General features: G+C 55.2%; 12 protein-coding genes and 2 pseudogenes. 8 read left to right on the top strand and 6 right to left on the bottom strand.

Annotation, left to right across the window (positions count from 1 at the left end):
- Positions 1-142 precede the first annotated feature (142 nt).
- From GKR98_08065 to GKR98_08045, 5 genes and pseudogenes are all read left to right on the top strand, one after another.
- Complete coding sequence (locus GKR98_08065) at positions 143-1,078, top strand: ABC transporter permease subunit (protein ID QMU60023.1); 936 nt, start codon at positions 143-145, stop codon at positions 1,076-1,078.
- Positions 1,075-1,920 (top strand): ABC transporter permease subunit, encoded by an 846-nt coding sequence (locus GKR98_08060; protein QMU58152.1) that lies wholly within the window; start codon positions 1,075-1,077, stop codon positions 1,918-1,920. Before GKR98_08065 ends, GKR98_08060 begins: the two co-directional genes overlap by 4 nt.
- 29 nt (positions 1,921-1,949) lie before the next feature.
- Positions 1,950-2,933, top strand: coding sequence for an ABC transporter substrate-binding protein (locus GKR98_08055; GenBank protein ID QMU58151.1), 984 nt, complete (start codon positions 1,950-1,952; stop codon positions 2,931-2,933).
- Between the two features lie 546 nt (positions 2,934-3,479).
- Positions 3,480-3,581, top strand: a pseudogene (locus GKR98_08050) (VPLPA-CTERM sorting domain-containing protein).
- Positions 3,582-4,251: 670 nt separating this feature from the next.
- Positions 4,252-5,265 (top strand): helix-turn-helix domain-containing protein, encoded by a 1,014-nt coding sequence (locus tag GKR98_08045; protein ID QMU58150.1) that lies wholly within the window; start codon positions 4,252-4,254, stop codon positions 5,263-5,265.
- A 394-nt stretch (positions 5,266-5,659) separates the two neighbouring features.
- On the opposite strand, the gene acs is transcribed toward GKR98_08045, so the two are convergent.
- From acs to GKR98_08015, 6 genes and pseudogenes are all read right to left on the bottom strand, one after another.
- Positions 5,660-7,618, bottom strand: a complete 1,959-nt coding sequence (gene acs / locus GKR98_08040; protein ID QMU58149.1) for an acetate--CoA ligase — start codon at positions 7,616-7,618, stop codon at positions 5,660-5,662.
- A 63-nt stretch (positions 7,619-7,681) separates the two neighbouring features.
- A pseudogene (locus tag GKR98_08035) lies at positions 7,682-8,433 on the bottom strand (ATP-binding cassette domain-containing protein).
- A gap of 20 nt (positions 8,434-8,453) precedes the next feature.
- Positions 8,454-9,212, bottom strand: a complete 759-nt coding sequence (locus tag GKR98_08030) for an ATP-binding cassette domain-containing protein (protein QMU58148.1) — start codon at positions 9,210-9,212, stop codon at positions 8,454-8,456.
- Positions 9,213-9,224: 12 nt separating this feature from the next.
- Positions 9,225-10,427, bottom strand: a complete 1,203-nt coding sequence (locus tag GKR98_08025) for a branched-chain amino acid ABC transporter permease (GenBank protein QMU58147.1) — start codon at positions 10,425-10,427, stop codon at positions 9,225-9,227.
- Between the two features lie 3 nt (positions 10,428-10,430).
- On the bottom strand, positions 10,431-11,462 hold the full coding sequence (locus GKR98_08020) for a branched-chain amino acid ABC transporter permease (GenBank protein ID QMU58146.1): 1,032 nt from the start codon (positions 11,460-11,462) through the stop codon (positions 10,431-10,433).
- Between the two features lie 99 nt (positions 11,463-11,561).
- A complete protein-coding gene (locus GKR98_08015; protein ID QMU58145.1) occupies positions 11,562-12,926 on the bottom strand; it encodes an ABC transporter substrate-binding protein in 1,365 nt (454 codons plus the stop codon).
- Between the two features lie 161 nt (positions 12,927-13,087).
- On the opposite strand from GKR98_08015, the gene GKR98_08010 reads away from it, so the two are divergent.
- The 3 genes from GKR98_08010 (at position 13,088) to GKR98_08000 (ending at position 17,877) form a co-directional block, all read left to right on the top strand.
- Positions 13,088-14,473: a helix-turn-helix domain-containing protein gene (locus GKR98_08010; protein QMU58144.1), complete on the top strand. Its 1,386-nt coding sequence runs from the start codon at positions 13,088-13,090 to the stop codon at positions 14,471-14,473.
- Between the two features lie 66 nt (positions 14,474-14,539).
- Positions 14,540-14,908 carry a response regulator gene (locus GKR98_08005; protein QMU58143.1) on the top strand — a complete coding sequence of 123 codons (369 nt, stop codon included), beginning with the start codon at positions 14,540-14,542 and terminating at the stop codon, positions 14,906-14,908.
- 281 nt (positions 14,909-15,189) lie between these two features.
- Positions 15,190-17,877 (top strand): sodium:solute symporter, encoded by a 2,688-nt coding sequence (locus tag GKR98_08000; GenBank protein ID QMU58142.1) that lies wholly within the window; start codon positions 15,190-15,192, stop codon positions 17,875-17,877.
- Positions 17,878-17,903 lie beyond the last annotated feature (26 nt).

The raw sequence follows: 17,903 nt of genomic DNA, 5'->3' as shown, positions 1-17,903 counted from the left end.
CGTCGGTATTACGTCGGTGGACCCGCACGCATGGTTCAGACTTCGGTAAGGGGTCGCGATGAGCGAAGTGGCCACGCAAACAGTTGGCGACCTGTCCCATCGGGCGGGGAACCGTGTTGTCGAATGGCTTCGCCAAACGGCAATGCCTGTATTGGCGGTGGTCGGGGTCATTCTGGCGGTTTGGTATCTGGCCGTGGTGCCGATGAATATTAAAGAAGTTTTGACGGCGCAGGAACGGGCAGGGGCTGAAGTGGTTCCCCCGACGGCTAAGGAACGTCGTGACGCCGGGCGGTTTGGTTTGGTGTTCAACAACTTTGATCTGATCGGGTCGAGTTGGTCGATGGATCGGTCGCGACTTCCCGCACCGCATCAGGTTGCGGGCGAGCTTTGGAAATCGACCTGGGTAGAGGAAACGACGGGGCGGCGTGGGATCGTGCGCTCGGGGTCATTTTCGAACCGGTCTTTGGTTTATCATGGTGGCGTGACGTTACTGGCGACGGTGCTGGGGTTTGTGATCGGGTCGGGTTTGGGTGTGCTGTTGGCAGTAGGCATCGTCTACAACCGTGCGATGGATATGAGCGTGATGCCCTGGGCGATTATTTCCCAGACCATTCCGATCGTCGCGCTGGCGCCGATGATTATCGTGGTTCTTTACTCGGTCGGGTTGTCAGGGTTGGTCGCCAAGGCTGTGATCAGCGCCTATCTGTCGTTCTTCCCGGTGGTTGTGGGCATGGTGAAGGGTTTGCGGTCGCCGGATGCGATGCAGATGGATCTGCTCAGGACTTATAGTGCCAATGCGAACCAATCGTTCTGGAAGCTGCGGTTACCGGCCTCGGTGCCATATCTGTTTGCGTCGCTGAAGATTGGGATTGCAGCGTCTTTGGTGGGTGCCATTGTCGGCGAATTGCCGGTGCAACGCGGCGGATTGGGCGCGCGGATGCTGGGCGGGTCGTATTATGGGCAAACGGAGCAGATCTGGGCGGCGTTGTTGGTGGCGGCAGTTATGGCGGCGGGCCTGGTCTGGTTGATCGGATGGCTTGAAAGGCGGACTTTGCGGGCGATGGGGGTTCAGGCGTGACCTTGATCGTTCTGGCATTTGTAGTTTGGGGAGCCGCGTGGTTTTTGAACGTGCGGTTGGCACACGGGCCGATGGCTGGAAGCCAAGTTGTGCGGACAGGCGTGCCGCTCATCTTCGGGGCAACAATTCTGATCGCATGGGAACTGCTGGTGCGGGGGCTTGAGATTGATTTGGTGATCCTGCCGCCACCGTCTTTGGTTATACAAACTTTTCTGGCGAACCTGCCGACACTCTGGTCGGACTTTGTGCAGACGATATTGAAAGGCGCATTGTCGGGATATGTTTTTGGCATTCTGGCCGCGCTTGGGGTCGCCATTCTGGTGGATCGTTATGATTATCTGCGCCGCGGTTTGTTACCGGTGGGGAACTTCATGGCCGCACTACCGATTGTCGGCACCGCGCCCATTCTGGTGATGTGGTTTGGCTTTGACTGGCAGTCGAAGGCGGCTGTGGTCGTGGTGATGGTGTTTTTCCCAATGCTGGTGAACACGGTTGCCGGGCTGGCGGATACCAGTTCGATGCAGCGCGATCTGATGCGGACTTATTCGGCAAGTTATTGGCAGACCCTGTTTGCCTTGAGGTTCCCGGCGGCCTTGCCATTCATCTTTAATGGGCTGAAAATTTCTGCAACGCTGGCGCTTATCGGCGCTATTGTGGCCGAATTCTTTGGATCGCCCACTGTGGGGCTTGGCTTTCGCATCAATGCTTCGCTTGGGCAATTATCGCTGGATATGGTCTGGTCGGTGATCATCGTGGCAGCGATCTCGGGATCGCTGCTGTATGGACTTTTGACTTTACTGGAGCGGCGGCTGACCTTTTGGCATCCGTCGCAACGCAAATAAAAACTGAACCAACTAAGGGGAGATACAATATGAAACATATTCTGACAGGCGCGATGGCGCTGGGTCTGACGGCAGGATCGGCATTTGCGGCCGACGAAGTTCGCCTTCAGTTGCAGTGGGTCACGCAAGCGCAGTTTGCGGGGTATTACGTGGCGCTGGACAACGGGTATTACGAAGAAGAGGACCTTGACGTCACCATTCTGCCGGGTGCGCCTGATATTGCTCCGCCCCAGGTTCTTGCCGGCGGCGGCGCGGATGTGATGCTGAACTGGATGCCGTCTGCCTTGGCCGCGCGCGAAAAGGGTTTGCCAGTTGTGAACATCGCGCAGCCGTTTAAGTCTTCCGGCCTGATGCTGACCTGCTGGAAAGACACTGGCATCACCGGTCCGCAGGATTTTAAAGGCAGGACCATTGGTGTCTGGTTCTTTGGTAACGAATATCCGTTCCTGAGCTGGATGAGCCAGGAAGGTATCTCGACTGCTGGCGGCGACGATGGTGTGACAGTCTTGAAGCAAGGCTTTAACGTAGATCCGCTGCTGCAGCGTCAAGCTGATTGTGTTTCGACGATGACTTACAACGAATACGGTCAAGTGTTGGATGCGGGCGTTGGCGAAGACGAGCTTGTGACTTTCAAATATGAGGACATGGGCGTTTCGACGTTGGAAGATGGCATCTATGTGCTGGAAGAAAACCTTGCTGATCCGGCCTTCAAAGACAAGATGGTGCGGTTTGTGCGCGCCTCGATGAAGGGTTGGAAGTGGGCAGAAGCGAACCCGGGCGAGGCGGCATCTATCGTCTTGGACAACGACGAGACCGGGGCCCAGACAGAAGCGCATCAGGTGCGGATGATGGGCGAGATCGCCAAACTGACCGCAGGCTCGGACGGATCGCTTGATCCGGCGGACTTTGATCGCACGGTGGCGACTTTGTTGGCAGGAGGCTCTGATCCGGTGATCACGGCAGCACCTGTTGGTGCCTGGACCCATGACATCACGGATGCTGCGCTGAAGTGAGTCAATTAGAGTGAGCGAAGCGGCGGCCCTTTTCAGGGTCGCCGTTTCTGTTTCTGGGTCACTGATGGTTCGATCATGTTCTCGGCTGAGGAGAAGAACCTTTGGGCCGAAGATGAGTATGGTGCGGATTTGCGGTTGCAAATGGATGTGGCGCTGGACTCGCTAGCGATGCCAGCCAATACCGACCCTGAGTGTCAGGGCAATGCCTGCGACGGGATTGGCCTGATCTACGATTATCTGTTTTTTCAGACTGGTCGAGAGTCGATCATGACTTTGACAGGCCTTGGCGATCTTGTCGGTCTTATTGGCGGTATGTCGATATATCCGACTGATCTTTCGCAGCCGCCGCAGCTTGGATTGGGTGGGAGCTGGTTTAATCACCCGGATAATCTGAACAGCGATGGTTTCGCGACCTGGATCGAATGGTGGCTTAGCCCGATCATCCTGGATTGTGACGAGGCTTGTTTTCAGGTTGCGGATACTAAAATTCCAAGTCTTGGTGGCTCGGGCGACATTAACTGGTTGCTTGGCGATCCGGTAACCCGGGTACCGCTGCCTGCGGCTGGTTGGGTGTTGTTGGCTGGGACCGGCGGCTTGACAGCAATGCGTCGCAGAAGAGCTAAGATCGTCGGAGTATCTGAAGATTAACGCGCGTTTTCGGTTGAAGGCGCGCGTTTCTTATTTGCAGGTTTGTGCCTATTGCGCGCCGCCTGGAGCAAAAATTCGCTGTGCGCAAAATTTGCTATTGGTTGTAATAATTCTGTAGCTTATCTGGGCTATTGAGCGTGGGACAAACCTGCGCCGAGGCAGGCAGATGAGTTTAGAAAAATGGCAGAAGTATTGCGACTGGCCCTTAAGGGGCCTCAGCATCGACGTCGGGCGATAGAAGCTTGGCGGAAATGGTGGCGTCGGGCGTTGTAGCGTCTGAATATAGAATATTGATTGGCGAGCCCTTTGCTCGTGGATCTGTGGCGCGCGCTGTCAGCCTGGCTGGCATGCGGCTGGCCAAATCATTGACGATTGCGAACGACAGAACCGCCAGGCCCCATATAGATCACTGATTGCCAAGAGGTGCTGGCGATTGCGCAATTCGTTTCCTTTAGATCTCGGTTTACCTGTTTGTGACGTTGATCTTTAGAAGAGGAGCGTTCTGCGGGCGTTCGACTGATCCAAAATCTCTTGAACAATGTGCTTAACATGCGTTTGCCTTTTGCCTGACTGTTCTCAATGAGACGTTAGGCAATGAATTCGCGTGACCGTGAGGGCCAGAAATGCCAAAAAGGGGGCAGATTCACCATTTTGGGGAGGTGGAAGGGGCATGCCCGTATCTGTTGGTCTTGTTGCCACACCTGAAGCCAGTGCATCGAGTTTGTTTGGACTGTTCGACACGCTAATGGCGGCGGGCCGGGATTGGGAATTTCTAGTCAGCGGTGCTACAGCAGATCCAGTTTTCGACGTGAAAGTGGTTGGGCCGAGCCTGGAGCCTTTTCAGTGTGGCAGCGGAATGCGCATTGCCCCGGACGTTACGTTTGGCGCTGAACCTCATTTTGAAATCGTCATTGTTCCGGGTCTGACCTTGTCGCCGCATGAGCGAATTAGCCCCGACAACCATCCGGGACTGGCTTGGATCAAGTCACTGGATCCCGCGAAGACACGCACAACATCTGCCTGCACGGGTGCGGTCTATCTGGCCGAGGCTGGATTGCTGAATGGTGTCGAGGCGACGACCCATTGGGCATGGGAAGATCTGTTCGTCCGAGAATACCCCGGCGTCAGATTACGAACGGATCGCGGGTTGTGCTTTGCGGATGCCGACAAGGGGGCTGTGACATCGGGAGGGACGACCGGCTGGCAAGAGTTGGCGCTGTTTCTGATCGCCCATTATGGCGACACCCAGCGTGCGGCCCGTGCGGCCAAAATCTGGTTGATGGCAGATCGGGGCGAGCTTCAGGCCCCCTATACGTCGATGATCCGTTCGATGCCTCATGATGACACCGCTATTCAGGTCGCGCAGGGCTGGATTGCTGACAACTATGGGATGGAAAATCCGGTCAAGGCGATGGTCCAGCAAGCAGGATTGCCGCCAACGACATTTGCGCGGCGGTTTAAGAGAGCCACTGGGAAGTCGCCGCAGGACTATGTTCTGGCGGTTCGGATCGAAGAGGCGCGGCAATTACTTGAAACCACAACCGCGCCGGTTGCAGAAATTGGCGAAGAAGTTGGGTATGTTGATACGCCGTCATTTCGACGTGTCTTTAAGCGAAAGACCGGTATCTCGCCTGCAGAGCATCGCAAAATGTTCGGTCAGGCCCGATTCCAGCGGTATTCTTGAGGCGGGCTTAGCGTCTGTGAAACTGTTTCTGGGACGGAGTCGATGGTCGGCGACTGAGCACGAGGTGCGAACAATGAAAGTCGCACAATGGTAAGGCTGATCATTTGCTGGCAAGCTGAGTAGTTGGTATATCTTTTTCCGACGTTTCCTTGAAGCTCAGTGTGTTGGACGTTGCCATCGCTAGACAAGTTATCGTCAGCATGAACACCAGAAATAGGGCGGGAACGATTGGGCGATGTTGAGGTTCGGTTTGCTGTGTCATGTTTTGGCTTCGAATTGTTCATAGGGTTGAACGTTTCGGTGCCAGAGTTCCGTCGACGGTCAGTGGGTTTTTGTGTCGCTGCAAGAAAAAGGCCCGCGATTGGCGGGCCTCTTTGTCAGCAATATGGTTTGACTATGCCCGGTTCATCCGGTTTTCGATCAGGTCATCCACCACTTCGGGTTCGGCCAGCGTCGAGGTGTCGCCGAGCGAGCCGAAATCATCTTCGGCGATTTTGCGTAAGATACGGCGCATGATCTTTCCCGAGCGGGTTTTTGGCAGGCCGGGGGCGAATTGCAGCAAGTCGGGTTTGGCAATTGGGCCGATTTCTGTGCGGACCCAGGTTTCAAGCTCTTTGCGCAACTCTTCCGAGGCTGTTTCGCCGCCCATCAGTGTCACATAGGCGTAGATGCCCTGTCCCTTGATGTCGTGGGGATAGCCGACCACCGCGCTTTCGGCGACCTTTGGATGCGCGACCAGAGCGCTTTCAACCTCGGCGGTGCCCATGCGGTGACCTGAGACGTTGATCACGTCATCGACGCGGCCGGTGATCCAGTAGTACCCGTCATCGTCCCGCCGACAACCGTCGCCGGTGAAGTAGTAATTCTTGTAATCTGCGAAATAGGTTTTCTCGAACCGTTCATGATCTCCCCAGACGGTGCGCATCTGGCTTGGCCAGCTGTCCTTGATGCAAAGAACACCTTCGGCGGCGGTACTGGATATTTCCTCACCGGATTGCGGCTCGAGGATCACTGGTTGGATGCCGAAGAACGGGAACGTGCAGGAACCTGGTTTGGTGGCAGTGGCACCGGGCAGGGGTGTCATCAGGTGACCGCCGGTTTCAGTTTGCCACCAGGTGTCGACGATAGGAACGTTCCCCTTGCCGACAACCTCGTGATACCAGTTCCAGGCTTCGGGATTAATGGGTTCGCCAACGGTGCCGAGGACTTTCAGGTCGGACAGGTCGTAAGGTTCGACAAACTCGGAGCCTTTGCCCATGAGTGCTCGGATCGCGGTCGGAGCGGTGTAGAACTGGTTGACTTTGTGCTTTTCGCAGACGGCCCAGAAGCGCCCGGCGTCAGGGTAGGTGGGCACGCCTTCGAACATCAGTGTCGTCGCGCCATTGGCCAATGGTCCGTAGACGATGTAGCTGTGGCCGGTCACCCATCCGACATCTGCTGTGCACCAGTAGATATCGCCGTCGTGGTAATCGAAGGTGTATTCGTGGGTCATCGCGGCATAGACGATGTAACCGCCTGTGGTGTGGACGACGCCTTTAGGCATGCCGGTAGAGCCCGACGTATAGAGGATGAACAGCGGGTCTTCTGCGTTCATCTCTTCGGGGGGGCAATCGCCGCTGACTTCGGCCTGACGTTCGTGCAGCCAGTGGTCGCGACCTACGGTCATGTCAACATTGCCGCCAGTGCGCTGAACGACCAGCATTTGAGTGTCCGAAGTGATCTTCGCGAACGCTTTGTCTGCGTTTGTTTTCAGCGGCGTGTTGCGCCCGCCGCGCGGAGCTTCGTCCGCGGTGATAACAACTTTTGCCTGACAGCCATCCACGCGCGCCGCCAATGCGTCGGGTGAAAAGCCAGCGAATACGATCGAATGGATGGCCCCGATCCGGGCTGAAGCCAGCATCGCGTATGCTGCTTCGGGGATCATCGGCATATAGAGAACCACGCGGTCGCCTTTGCCGACGCCCAGCTCTTTCAGAACATTAGCGAACTTGCAGACGTTTTGGTGCAGGTCGTTGTACGTGATGTGCTGGGCATCAACGTTGGGATCATCGGGTTCCCAGATGATTGCTGTTTGATCGCCGCGTTTGGCCAGATGCCGGTCAATACAATTGGCAGATACGTTTAGGGTTCCGTCATCGAACCAACGGATGTCGATATTGCCGGGGGCAAAGCTGGTGTTTTTGACCTTGGAGTAGGGTTTGATCCAATCGATGCGCCGGCCGTGCTCACCCCAGAATGCCTCGGGATCACTGACGGAGGCGGCGTACATTTCTTCATACTTTGCACTGTCGGCATGTGCGTTGGACGCAATTTCGTCCGTGGGTAAATACGTGCCGTTTTTGATTTCCAGCATCGGTCCCTCCAGGGTCGTTCTATTTTTTGGTTCACTGACGTCAGTTAAGTCTGACGAGCGCGATCATATGGCCAGATATTGGGCGCGCAACTTCTCGTCTTCCAGCACTTTTTGCGCGGAATCGTCATAAACGACCCGCCCGGTGTCCAGAATTACCGCTCGATCCGCCAGTTTCAGGGCGGCGACGGCGTTTTGTTCGACGATGATCGTGGTAATGCCCTGATCGCGGATGATGCCCAAAGTCTTGGCAATCTCCTGCACGATAACAGGGGCAAGGCCTTCGTATGGCTCGTCCAGAAGCAAGACTTTGATGTCGCGGGCCAAACACGCGCGATGGCGAGCATCTGCTGTTCGCCGCCTGACAGTGTCACACCGTCCTGTTTGCGGCGTTCTTTCAGGCGTGGGAACAGATCGTAAATCCGTTCCAGTGACCACCCAAGTGGCGGTGCTATCTGAGCGAGTTGCAAATTCTCCTCGACAGTCAGGCCCGAGATGATGCGGCGATCTTCAGGCACCAGTTGAATACCGTTCTGAGCAGCTTCGTGGCTGGCCATTTTGTGCAGAGGCTTGTGGTCAAGCCAGATTTCGCCATGGCGCAATTCAGGATTGCTCATGCGGGCTAGGGTGCGCAATGTCGTCGTTTTGCCGGCGCCATTACGGCCCAGAAGTGCAAGAATTTCGCCTTCGTGCACGTTAAAGCTGACATCTTGAACAATATAGCTTTCGCCGTAGAAACTTTCGATGTTCCAGACGCTCAGATAGGCCGGTTTGGTAGCGGCGTTGTTGTTGTGTTTGTTAAAGGGTTTGTCGTCCAGCATGTCGTTGTCCCCCATCCTTAATGTGCCGCTTCGCCCAAGTAGGCTTCCTGCACTTTAAGATTGCCTTTGATGTTGTCCGGCGTGTCTTCGACCAGTGGTGTGCCCTGAGCCAGAACCGTAATTCTTTCGGCCAGGCTGAAAACAACGTGCATGTCATGCTCGATGATCGCCATTGTGATATCGCGCTTCTGGTTAATCTCTTTCAGAAGATCGATTGTATTGTTGGTGTCGGCGCGGGCCATGCCCGCGGTTGGTTCATCCAGCAACAACAGGCGCGGTTCCTGGACAAGGCACATGGCCATTTCCAGACGTCGCTTGTCACCACGCGACATCGCGGCGGCCGACATGCCGCGCTTGTCGGCCATATTGACGTCTTCCAGGGTGTGCTCGGCCTTTTCGATCAGTTGCTTTTCGTTTCCGACGCCTTCGAAGGCGTGCATCCGAAAAGCGCCGTCGCGCTTGGCAAAGCAAGGGATAAGGATGTTTTCAAGCACGGTCAGATCGCCGAAGATTTCCGGCGTCTGGAACACGCGTGAAATGCCCATCTGGTTGATCTCGTGTGGTTTGCGGCCCAGCACAGACTGGCCGTCGAATGTGACCGATCCGGTGTCGGGTTTCAGTTTGCCTACCAGACAATTCAACAGAGTGGACTTGCCGGCACCATTTGGGCCGATGATTGCGTGGACCGAATTCTCGGCCACTGACAGATTGACATCACCGAGTGCCTGCAAGCCGCCGAAACGCTTGTTGACACCTTTGACTTCGAGAATACCCATGAGTTTCTCTCCTTATTCCGCAGGTGTCTTGGCGGCCGCAGCGGCCTTTTCTTCTTCGGCTCGCTTTTTGCGACCGAACAACTTTGCGATCCGTTGACCGCCTTCGACCAGACCGCCAGGCAGGAAGATGACGACTGCCATGAACACAAGGCCAAGAGTCAGGTGCCAGCCTTTGCCGATGAAGGGATGGATCAGATAGACCACAGCATCTTCAAGTCCGTCCGGCATCCAGGCGAACCATTGGTGCAGGATGTTGTCATTAATCTTGGAAATGATGTTTTCCATGTATTTGATCATGCCAGCGCCAAGGATAGGGCCGATCAGGGTGCCAACGCCGCCGAGGATGGACATCAACACAACCTCGCCGGACGCAGTCCAGAACATGCGTTCGGGGCCAACTTGCGTATCCATCGCAACCAGAAGACCGCCCGCAAGACCGGCATACATGCCGGAGATCACGAAAGCCGCAAGAGTATAGGGCTTTGAGTTCAGGCCGGTGTAGTTCATTCGCTGCTGGTTGGATTTGACGGCCCGCAGCATCATGCCGAAAGGCGAGCGGAAGATACGGATCGACAAGTAAAAGGCGAGGATGAGTGTAACTGCGGCGATGTAGTAGCCCGCGTTAAAGGTCCAGAGCCAGTCGCCCGCGGCCAGTTCGTAACTTGCCCGCATATCAATGCCAAAGAGGTTGGCGCGTCCGATCTCGCCGTCGGCCAGATTGCTGAGAAGTGGGTTGTCGGTGGCCTTTAGCTGAAGTCCGGTTTCACCGCCGGTGATGGGTGTCAGAACCGAGTAGGCCAAGGCGTAGGACATCTGAGCAAATGCGAGTGTCAGGATCGAGAAGTAGATGCCCGAGCGACGCAGCGACACGAAGCCAACAACAAGGCTGAAGAGGCCGGCAAAGACGATTGCCATGATAATGGCTGGGATGACGTTTAGAGACAGAAGTTTCATCATCCAGATCGCCGCATAAGACCCGACGCCCAGGAAGGCGGCGTGACCGAAGCTGAGGTAGCCGGTCAGGCCGAAGAGGATGTTGAAGCCGATTGCGAAGATGCCGAAGATGGCAAACCGTTGCATCAAGTCGGGGTATCCGGCGTTGAACTGTGCCAGTTCGGACGACTCGGGGAACGGGTTCAGGATGAATGGCGCCAAGATGGTTGCCACGATGACGATCAGAAAGAGCGTGGAGTCTTTTTTGTTTAGTCCGAGCATGGCTTAATCCTCCATCACGCCTTTGCGACCCATGAGGCCTCGGGGGCGGGTCAGCAAAACAACGATGGCTACAAGATAGATAATGATCTGATTGATGCCGGGGATGATGTCGATCACCTGCGCCATCGAGGCGAAACTTTCCAGGATGCCCAGCAGGAACCCTGCCAGCACCGCGCCCGGTAACGAACCCATGCCGCCGACGACGACCACCACGAAGCTCAAGACCAGAAAGTCCATTCCCATGTGATAGTTCGGCGAGTTTATGGGCGTATACATGACCCCCGCCAGTCCGGCGACGCAGGCTGCGATGGCGAACATGATGGTAAACCGCTTGTCGATGTTGATGCCCAGAAGGCCGACGGTTTCGCGATCTGCCATCCCAGCACGGACCACCATGCCGAATGTTGTGAACTGTAGGAATGCGAATACAGAGGCAATCGAGATCATGGCGAAGGCGAAATAGATCAGGCGCCAGTAGGGGTAGATGATTGAACCGACGTCAAAACCGATGAGTGCACCAAAGTCGAAAGAACCGGTGAAGGCAGGTGGCGCGGGTGTGGGAATTGGGTTTGCGCCGTAGAATGCCTTGATTATTTCCTGAAGGACGATGGCAAGACCGAAAGTTACAAGAATCTGATCTGCATGGGGACGTTTGTAGAAGTGCTTGATCAGCCCGCGTTCCATTGCAAATCCGACGGCGACCATGATCGGGATTGAAAAAAATATCGCCAATGGAACAGACCAGTCGATGATAGATTGCCCGGTTTCCGGCCCAAGCCATTCATGGATGTAGGGAACGTCCACTTTCAATGGATTACCAAGGAAATCCTTGCGCGTATTGTCAACGATCTGATGACTTATGCTAAGCAGACGCTGCAATGTCACGGCGCAGAACGCACCGATCATGAACAATGCACCATGCGCGAAATTCACCACGCCAAGCGTGCCAAAAATGAGCGTCAGACCAAGGGCAATCAGCGCATATGCTGAGCCTTTGTCGAGCCCGTTCAATACTTGAAGGATAATGGCTTCCATTGGTCCCCACCTCAATTTATTGCAGGAATTCAGATCTTTGCTGATCTGCTGTTCCAGAGGATCGCAGGACGAAGGTCCGCCCTGCGATCTGATCTTGGATTAAGCGCCTGGGTTACAGGAACCCAATGTTGCTTCTGCGCCACCCATTTGTGCGTGGTCAGGGGCGTAAGTGACCTGATCAACCGGTGTCACTTCGACGATTTCGAGAAGGTCGAATTCCGAAGTCGGATTTTCTTTACCCTTCACGACCAGAACGTCTTTGAAGCACTGGTGATCGGCACCGCGATACAGCGTCTTGCCGTTGCCCAGACCGTCGAACTCGAAATCTTCGAGAGCTTCGGCGACTGCGCATGGATTGAAGCTGCCTGCACGGTTTACGGCATCTGCATAAAGCAGCGTCTGGCAGTAAACTGTGTGCGCGGCCTGAGATGGCGGGAAGCCATACTTTGTGCCGAACGAACGTGTAAACGCCATTGAGCCTGTATCTGGCAACGACCAGTGCCAGTTTGTCGAACCAAAGATGCCTTTGACGTTGGCACCTGCACCACGTGCCATCAGGCGTGAATAAAGCGGAACGACGATTTCGAAGTTCTTACCGTTTGCCTGACGATCGCGAAGACCGAACTGAACGGCGTTGGTCAGCGAGTTCACCATGTTGCCGCCGTAGTGGTTCAGAACCAGCACGTCAGCATCAGACTGTAGAACAGGTGCGATGTAGGACGAGAAGTCGGTTTGTGTCAGCGGTGTTTTCACAGCGTTGACAGTTTCCCAACCCATGCCTTCCGTCGCCTGAACAACGGCTTCTTCTGTGGTGTAACCCCAGTTGTAGTCTGCCGTCAGGTGATAGGCCTTGCGGTCTTTACCGTAGTTTGCGGCAAGCACGGGTGCGAGTGCTGCACCGGACATGTAGGAGTTGAAGAAGTGACGGAAGCCGTTTGCTTTGCGGTCTTTACCCGTCGTGTCGTTCGAGTGTGTGAGGCCGGCCATAAAGATAACGCCAGCTTCCTGACACAGAGCCTGAACAGCAACAGCCACGCCCGAGGACGAACCGCCGGTGATCATAATGGCGCCGTCTTTTTCGATCATCGACTTTGCCGATGCGCGCGCTGCGTCAGATTTGGTCTGCGTGTCGCCTGTTACATATTCGACCTTCTTGCCCAGGATGCCGTTACCTTGCAGCGTCTTGGACGTGAAGGTCGGGATCATCCCGCCGTCGCCACCGCCATTCAGGTGCTCGACCGCAAGTTCGTATGCGCGAAGTTCGTCGGCACCCTCGTCAGCGTATGGGCCGGATTGTGGCACGTTGAAGCCCAGTGTTACCGTCCCGCCTTGTGGTGCGTTGGTGAAGCCGGTGTGACTGCCCGCCCAGGATGCACCCGTAAATAGCGTCGGCGTGGTAAGTGCTGCACCTGCTGCCGCGCCAGTTCTGAGTATTCCGCGGCGCGTGAAGTTTGACTTGGTCATGAAGTCCTCCCTTTTGAGACCTCCGGCCTTTGTGGTCAAACACCACTGTCCCTCCTGAGGCGGCCGGGCTTTTTTACAAAGCACCGTGATTATCCATAGAGTTTAGAAAAAATGCTATTAAGTGCTTTATTAAGAAGTGAAATTTTGTAAAAATATGCACTATGCGAGAGAATTATTGTAAATCAATTTTCTCGCAGTCGCAGAATAGCGTTGATATTGCGGAGAAACTGATGCCCAGAACTGCCATTGCGGGGACCCGTATTCGCCGGCTGAGGATTGACCGACAGATGCGTCAGACAGATCTGGCTGCGGCCTGCGATATTTCACCCAGCTATCTGAACTTGATCGAGCACAACCATCGCAGAATTGGTGGTGCATTGATGAACCGTGTTGCGGCAGCGCTGAAAGTTGAAGCGGCGGTTCTGAGTGGAGGAGCGGATTCCAGCCTTGTGATGTTGCTTCAGTCGGTTGCAGACCGTCAGGGTTTGGATGGCGACGATGCAAAGGCGGTTGATGATTTCGCAGGACGCTTTCCTGACTGGGCCCGCGTGGTGGAGTCACAGGATCGTCGGCTGCGCGAGTTGGAACAAGTTGTTGAAGCTTTAAATGACCGCCTGGCGTTTGACCCTTACCTGTCGGCGTCGATGCATACGGTTCTGTCTTCCGTTACGGCCATACGCTCGGCAAGTGGAATCTTGTCCTCTGGTGAAAGAGTGGAGCCCGAGTGGCAAGCAAGATTTCACCGAAATCTATTTGAGGATAGCCAGCGGCTGACGGATGCCGTCGAGCGGTTGGTTACCTATTTGGATTCAGAGGCCGAAGAGGAAATAGCCAGCGTTCTGCCGCAGGACGAGTTGCAGGTTTGGATAGAGAGCAATGGCTGGCACGTAGATAACACGGACGCCGTTGATCAAACGGATACTCTGACGTCGGAGGCGGCGCGGGAACTTGCCCGTCAGTATGTTGAGCGGTGCATCAGCGATGGCGCAAAGCTGCAAACTGATCAATTGGTTCAGTCGGTATCAGGTTTGGGCTGCGATCCAATTGCCATTGCCAGCCGCCTTTCGGCTGATCTTGGTTTGGTTATCCGTCGAATAGCAACGTTGCCGGATAGTGTTTTTCCAAATGGCGTGGCACCTGGGTTGGTCATTTGTGATGGATCCGGCGCTTTGTTCTTTCGCAAACCGCTTCGCGGCTTCGAGCCGCCGAAGTTCGGGGCCGCTTGTGCCGCATGGCCACTTTACGAGGCGTTGCAGCGACCTGGCGCGCCGGTCAGCGCAAATGTATTGGTGCGCGGGCGCGATGACATGCCTTTCAGGGCTTATGCTTATGCCAGCGTGATGTATCCGGCAGGGTACGAGCGTGCTCCAGTGACAGAGGCACTGATGCTCATGGTTCCGGAAATGTCCGGCGACGCGATCACCGAACAGCGCCGGATCGTTGGTTCTTCCTGCCGGGTTTGTCCCGAACGAACCTGTCCAGCTCGTCGCGAACCAACCATACTGGGCGCACCCGGGGATGATTTGGTCGGTGAAGTGACGTTTTGACAGGATGCACTCCATAAGCAATATTCGGGCCGGCGGCGTAAAGCCTGACTTTGGGAGGGGTCAGTCATGAGTGGTCATGTTCTACTGATTGAAGATGAGCCGAATATCATTGAAGCGATGAGATTTATCTTGTCGCGCGATGGTTGGCATGTGGACATCCATTCTGACGGGGCTACGGCTATTGATGCTGTTAAGACCAGAAACCCAGATCTGATCGTTCTGGACGTCATGCTTCCGAACCGATCCGGTTATGATATTCTGAATGATCTGAGAGCCGCCTCCGAAACGAAAAACCTGCCGGTATTGATGTTGACGGCGCGCGGCCAGAAGAAAGACAGAGAGTTGGCTGAAAAACTGGGTGCAAGTCGCTTCATGACCAAGCCATTTTCCAATGTCGAATTCCTTGACGCTGTCAGAGAGCTTGCAGGGCTTTGAGTCGTCCGCCGGAACCGATATTTCTGGAGCGCCGGACATACTGGCGGCGTCGGCTTGGTGACGCTGCAAAACTGGTACCGGCTCTTGGGATTGTTTTGTTGTTATTGCCCATTGTTTGGGCCGATGGCGCGCATACAAGCAGCGGATTGATATACATCTTTTTGGTTTGGGGGGTGTTGATTGTCTTGATCGGTCTTCTGTCCCGTAGGTTGATGTCCAGCGAGCATGAGGCGGGGCAACAGACCGGGATCTCTGACGATGAAAATGGGAGGGACTAGGACGTGTTGTCCTTTAACGGTCTCGTCGTCATTTCCATTCTGTATGTGGCGGTCTTGTTTGCGGTCGCGTTTTGGGCTGAAAAGCGGGCGGCTCAGGGTAAGGCCGGTTGGTTGCGCTCGCCCCTGGTCTATACCTTGTCGCTGTCGATCTATTGCACCGCATGGACGTTTTACGGGGCGGTAGGATATGCCGCCCGGTCTGGTCTCGAGTTTGTCACCATATATCTTGGCCCAACACTTGTCATGGTTGGGTGGTGGGTGCTGCTTCGTCGCCTGGTGCGAATTGGAAGAACGCAGCGCATTACGTCAATCGCCGATCTAATTTCGTCGCGTTACGGCAAGTCCAACCTGTTGGGTGTTCTGGTAACTATGCTGGCCGTCGTCGGGACAACGCCTTATATCGCACTTCAACTTCAGTCTGTAACTCTCAGTTTTGTAGCGTTTCTTCCGGACAGCGGCGGTCAGGGTGGTGCCAGTTTACAGTCAATCGCATTTTGGGTCGCGATTGGGTTGACGGCTTTTACAATCATTTTCGGCACCCGAAACTTGGATGTCGATGAACGGCACCACGGCATTGTTATGGCGATTGCATTAGAAGCAATCGTCAAATTGGTGGCGTTGGTGGCCGTGGGCATTTTTGTTGTGTTTTCGGTTGCCGGGGGACCGGCAGCCATGATGGCGCGCATTGAATCCTCGCCCATTGATGTCTGGGACATTCAGCCGGATCGATGGGTCACGCTCATTTTCCTTGCGGCGGCTGCGTTTATTTGTTTGCCCCGGATGTTTCAGGTCCTGGTGGTGGAAAATTCGGACGAGCGGCATCTCGCTACGGCAAGCTGGGCGTTTCCGGCATATCTGTTCCTGATCAGCCTGTTTGTCGTGCCAATCGCGGTGACGGGTCTTGCGGTTATGCCGGAGGGGTCGAACCCCGACTTGTTTGTCCTGACGTTGCCTTTGGCGTTTGATCAGGATGCCCTTGCGATGCTGGCGTTTCTTGGTGGGTTTTCTTCGGCGACCTCGATGGTGATCGTGGCCTCGATTGCTTTGGCGACGATGGTGTCGAACCATATCGTCATGCCGATATGGCTGAGTTCGCACATGGAAGGGGCCGCGCTGTCGGGCGATGTGCGCAAATTGGTTATCACCTCGCGTCGGCTGTCAATCGTCGGAATCCTGGTTCTTGGATACCTTTATTATGTTCTGTCGGGCGGTGGTTCGGCACTGGCGGCAATTGGGCTTGTGGCCTTTGTGGGGGTCAGTCAGGTTCTGCCGGCTTTGATCGGCGGGATTTTCTGGCGGGGTGCGACACGCGTCGGTGCTGCGGCCGGAGTTGCCACGGGATTTGTTGTTTGGTTGTGGACGTCCTTCTTGCCCAGTTTCGGTGAGGGCGGGCTGTTACCGGCATCAGTGTTCATAGATGGCCCGGCGGGTATCGCTTTCTTACGGCCGCAAGCGTTGTTTTACATCGATGGAATTGACCCGCTAGTTCATTCGGTTCTGTGGTCAATATTGTTGAATACTTGTGTTTTTTGCATTGGTTCGCTTTTGAGTTTCCCCAATCCGTTGGAACGTGTTCAGGGCGCGACGTTTGTAAACATTTTCCGATACTCGGAAAGTGCGCGAGGCTGGAAAGGCGGCGCGGCGCAGGCAGAAGACCTGTTGGTTATGGCGCAGCGCATAATTGGTTCGCTTGAAGCGCAGGCAATGTTTGAATCCGAGGCAAATAAACAAGGCAAGCAAGGGTATTTGCCAGACGTTACACCAGCTTTCCTTGAGCGTTTGGAGCGCGAATTGGCCGGCTCGGTGGGTGCGGCTACGGCGCACGCAATGCTGACGCAGATTACCGGTGGAGCATCTGTGTCAGTTGTTGATCTGATGGCTGTTGCGGATGAAGCGCAGCAAATTATGGAGTATTCCAGCGAGCTGGAAATCAAGTCCGAAGAGCAAGAGCGCACCGCGCGCGCTTTGGGCGAGGCAAACGAGAAACTGTTGGCATTGTCAGTGCAAAAGGATGGATTTCTTAGCCAGATCAGTCACGAATTGAGAACACCTATGACCTCGATCAGGTCGTTCAGCGAAATCCTGATGGGTGGCAGTGCGATGTCGGCCGAAGATCGCCTGAAATACAGCCAGATCATCCATGCTGAAACCATTCGGCTGACCAGGCTATTGGACGACCTGTTGGATTTGTCTGTTCTGGAAAACGGGCAAGTGACGTTGAACAAGCAAGAGGTTTTGCTATCAGAAGTTCTGGATCGGGCCGTTGCAGCGACCGACCTGCATGGCGAAGGCGCGCGGTTGAGAATTGTGCGTGATACCGGCAATGAGTCTGTTCGTGTCAACACCGATGGCGATCGATTGGCGCAGGTATTCATAAACTTGCTGGCCAACGCGCAGAAATACTGTGTGGTGGAAGATCCGGTTCTGACGATTTCTGTGCGCGACGTATCCGGGCGCACCTGTGTTGACTTTGTAGACAACGGCAGTGGTATTCCTGGTGACGCACAGAAGTTGATTTTCGAGAAATTCGCACGAGCCTCGGACAGTCACGCGGCAGGAGGTGCCGGGTTGGGTTTGGCTATTTGCCGCGAGGTGATGTCGCGACTGGGTGGTTCGATTGTTTATTTGCCGGGACAGGGCGGTGCGGCATTTCGGGTGATTATGCCCGAGGCTCGCAATTTGGCGGCCTGACTTCTGCGGTGCTGGAAACGGAACGG

This window comes from Boseongicola sp., from assembly GCA_014075275.1.
Lineage (GTDB): Bacteria > Pseudomonadota > Alphaproteobacteria > Rhodobacterales > Rhodobacteraceae.
This window is presented reverse-complemented; position numbering and strand designations above follow the sequence as displayed.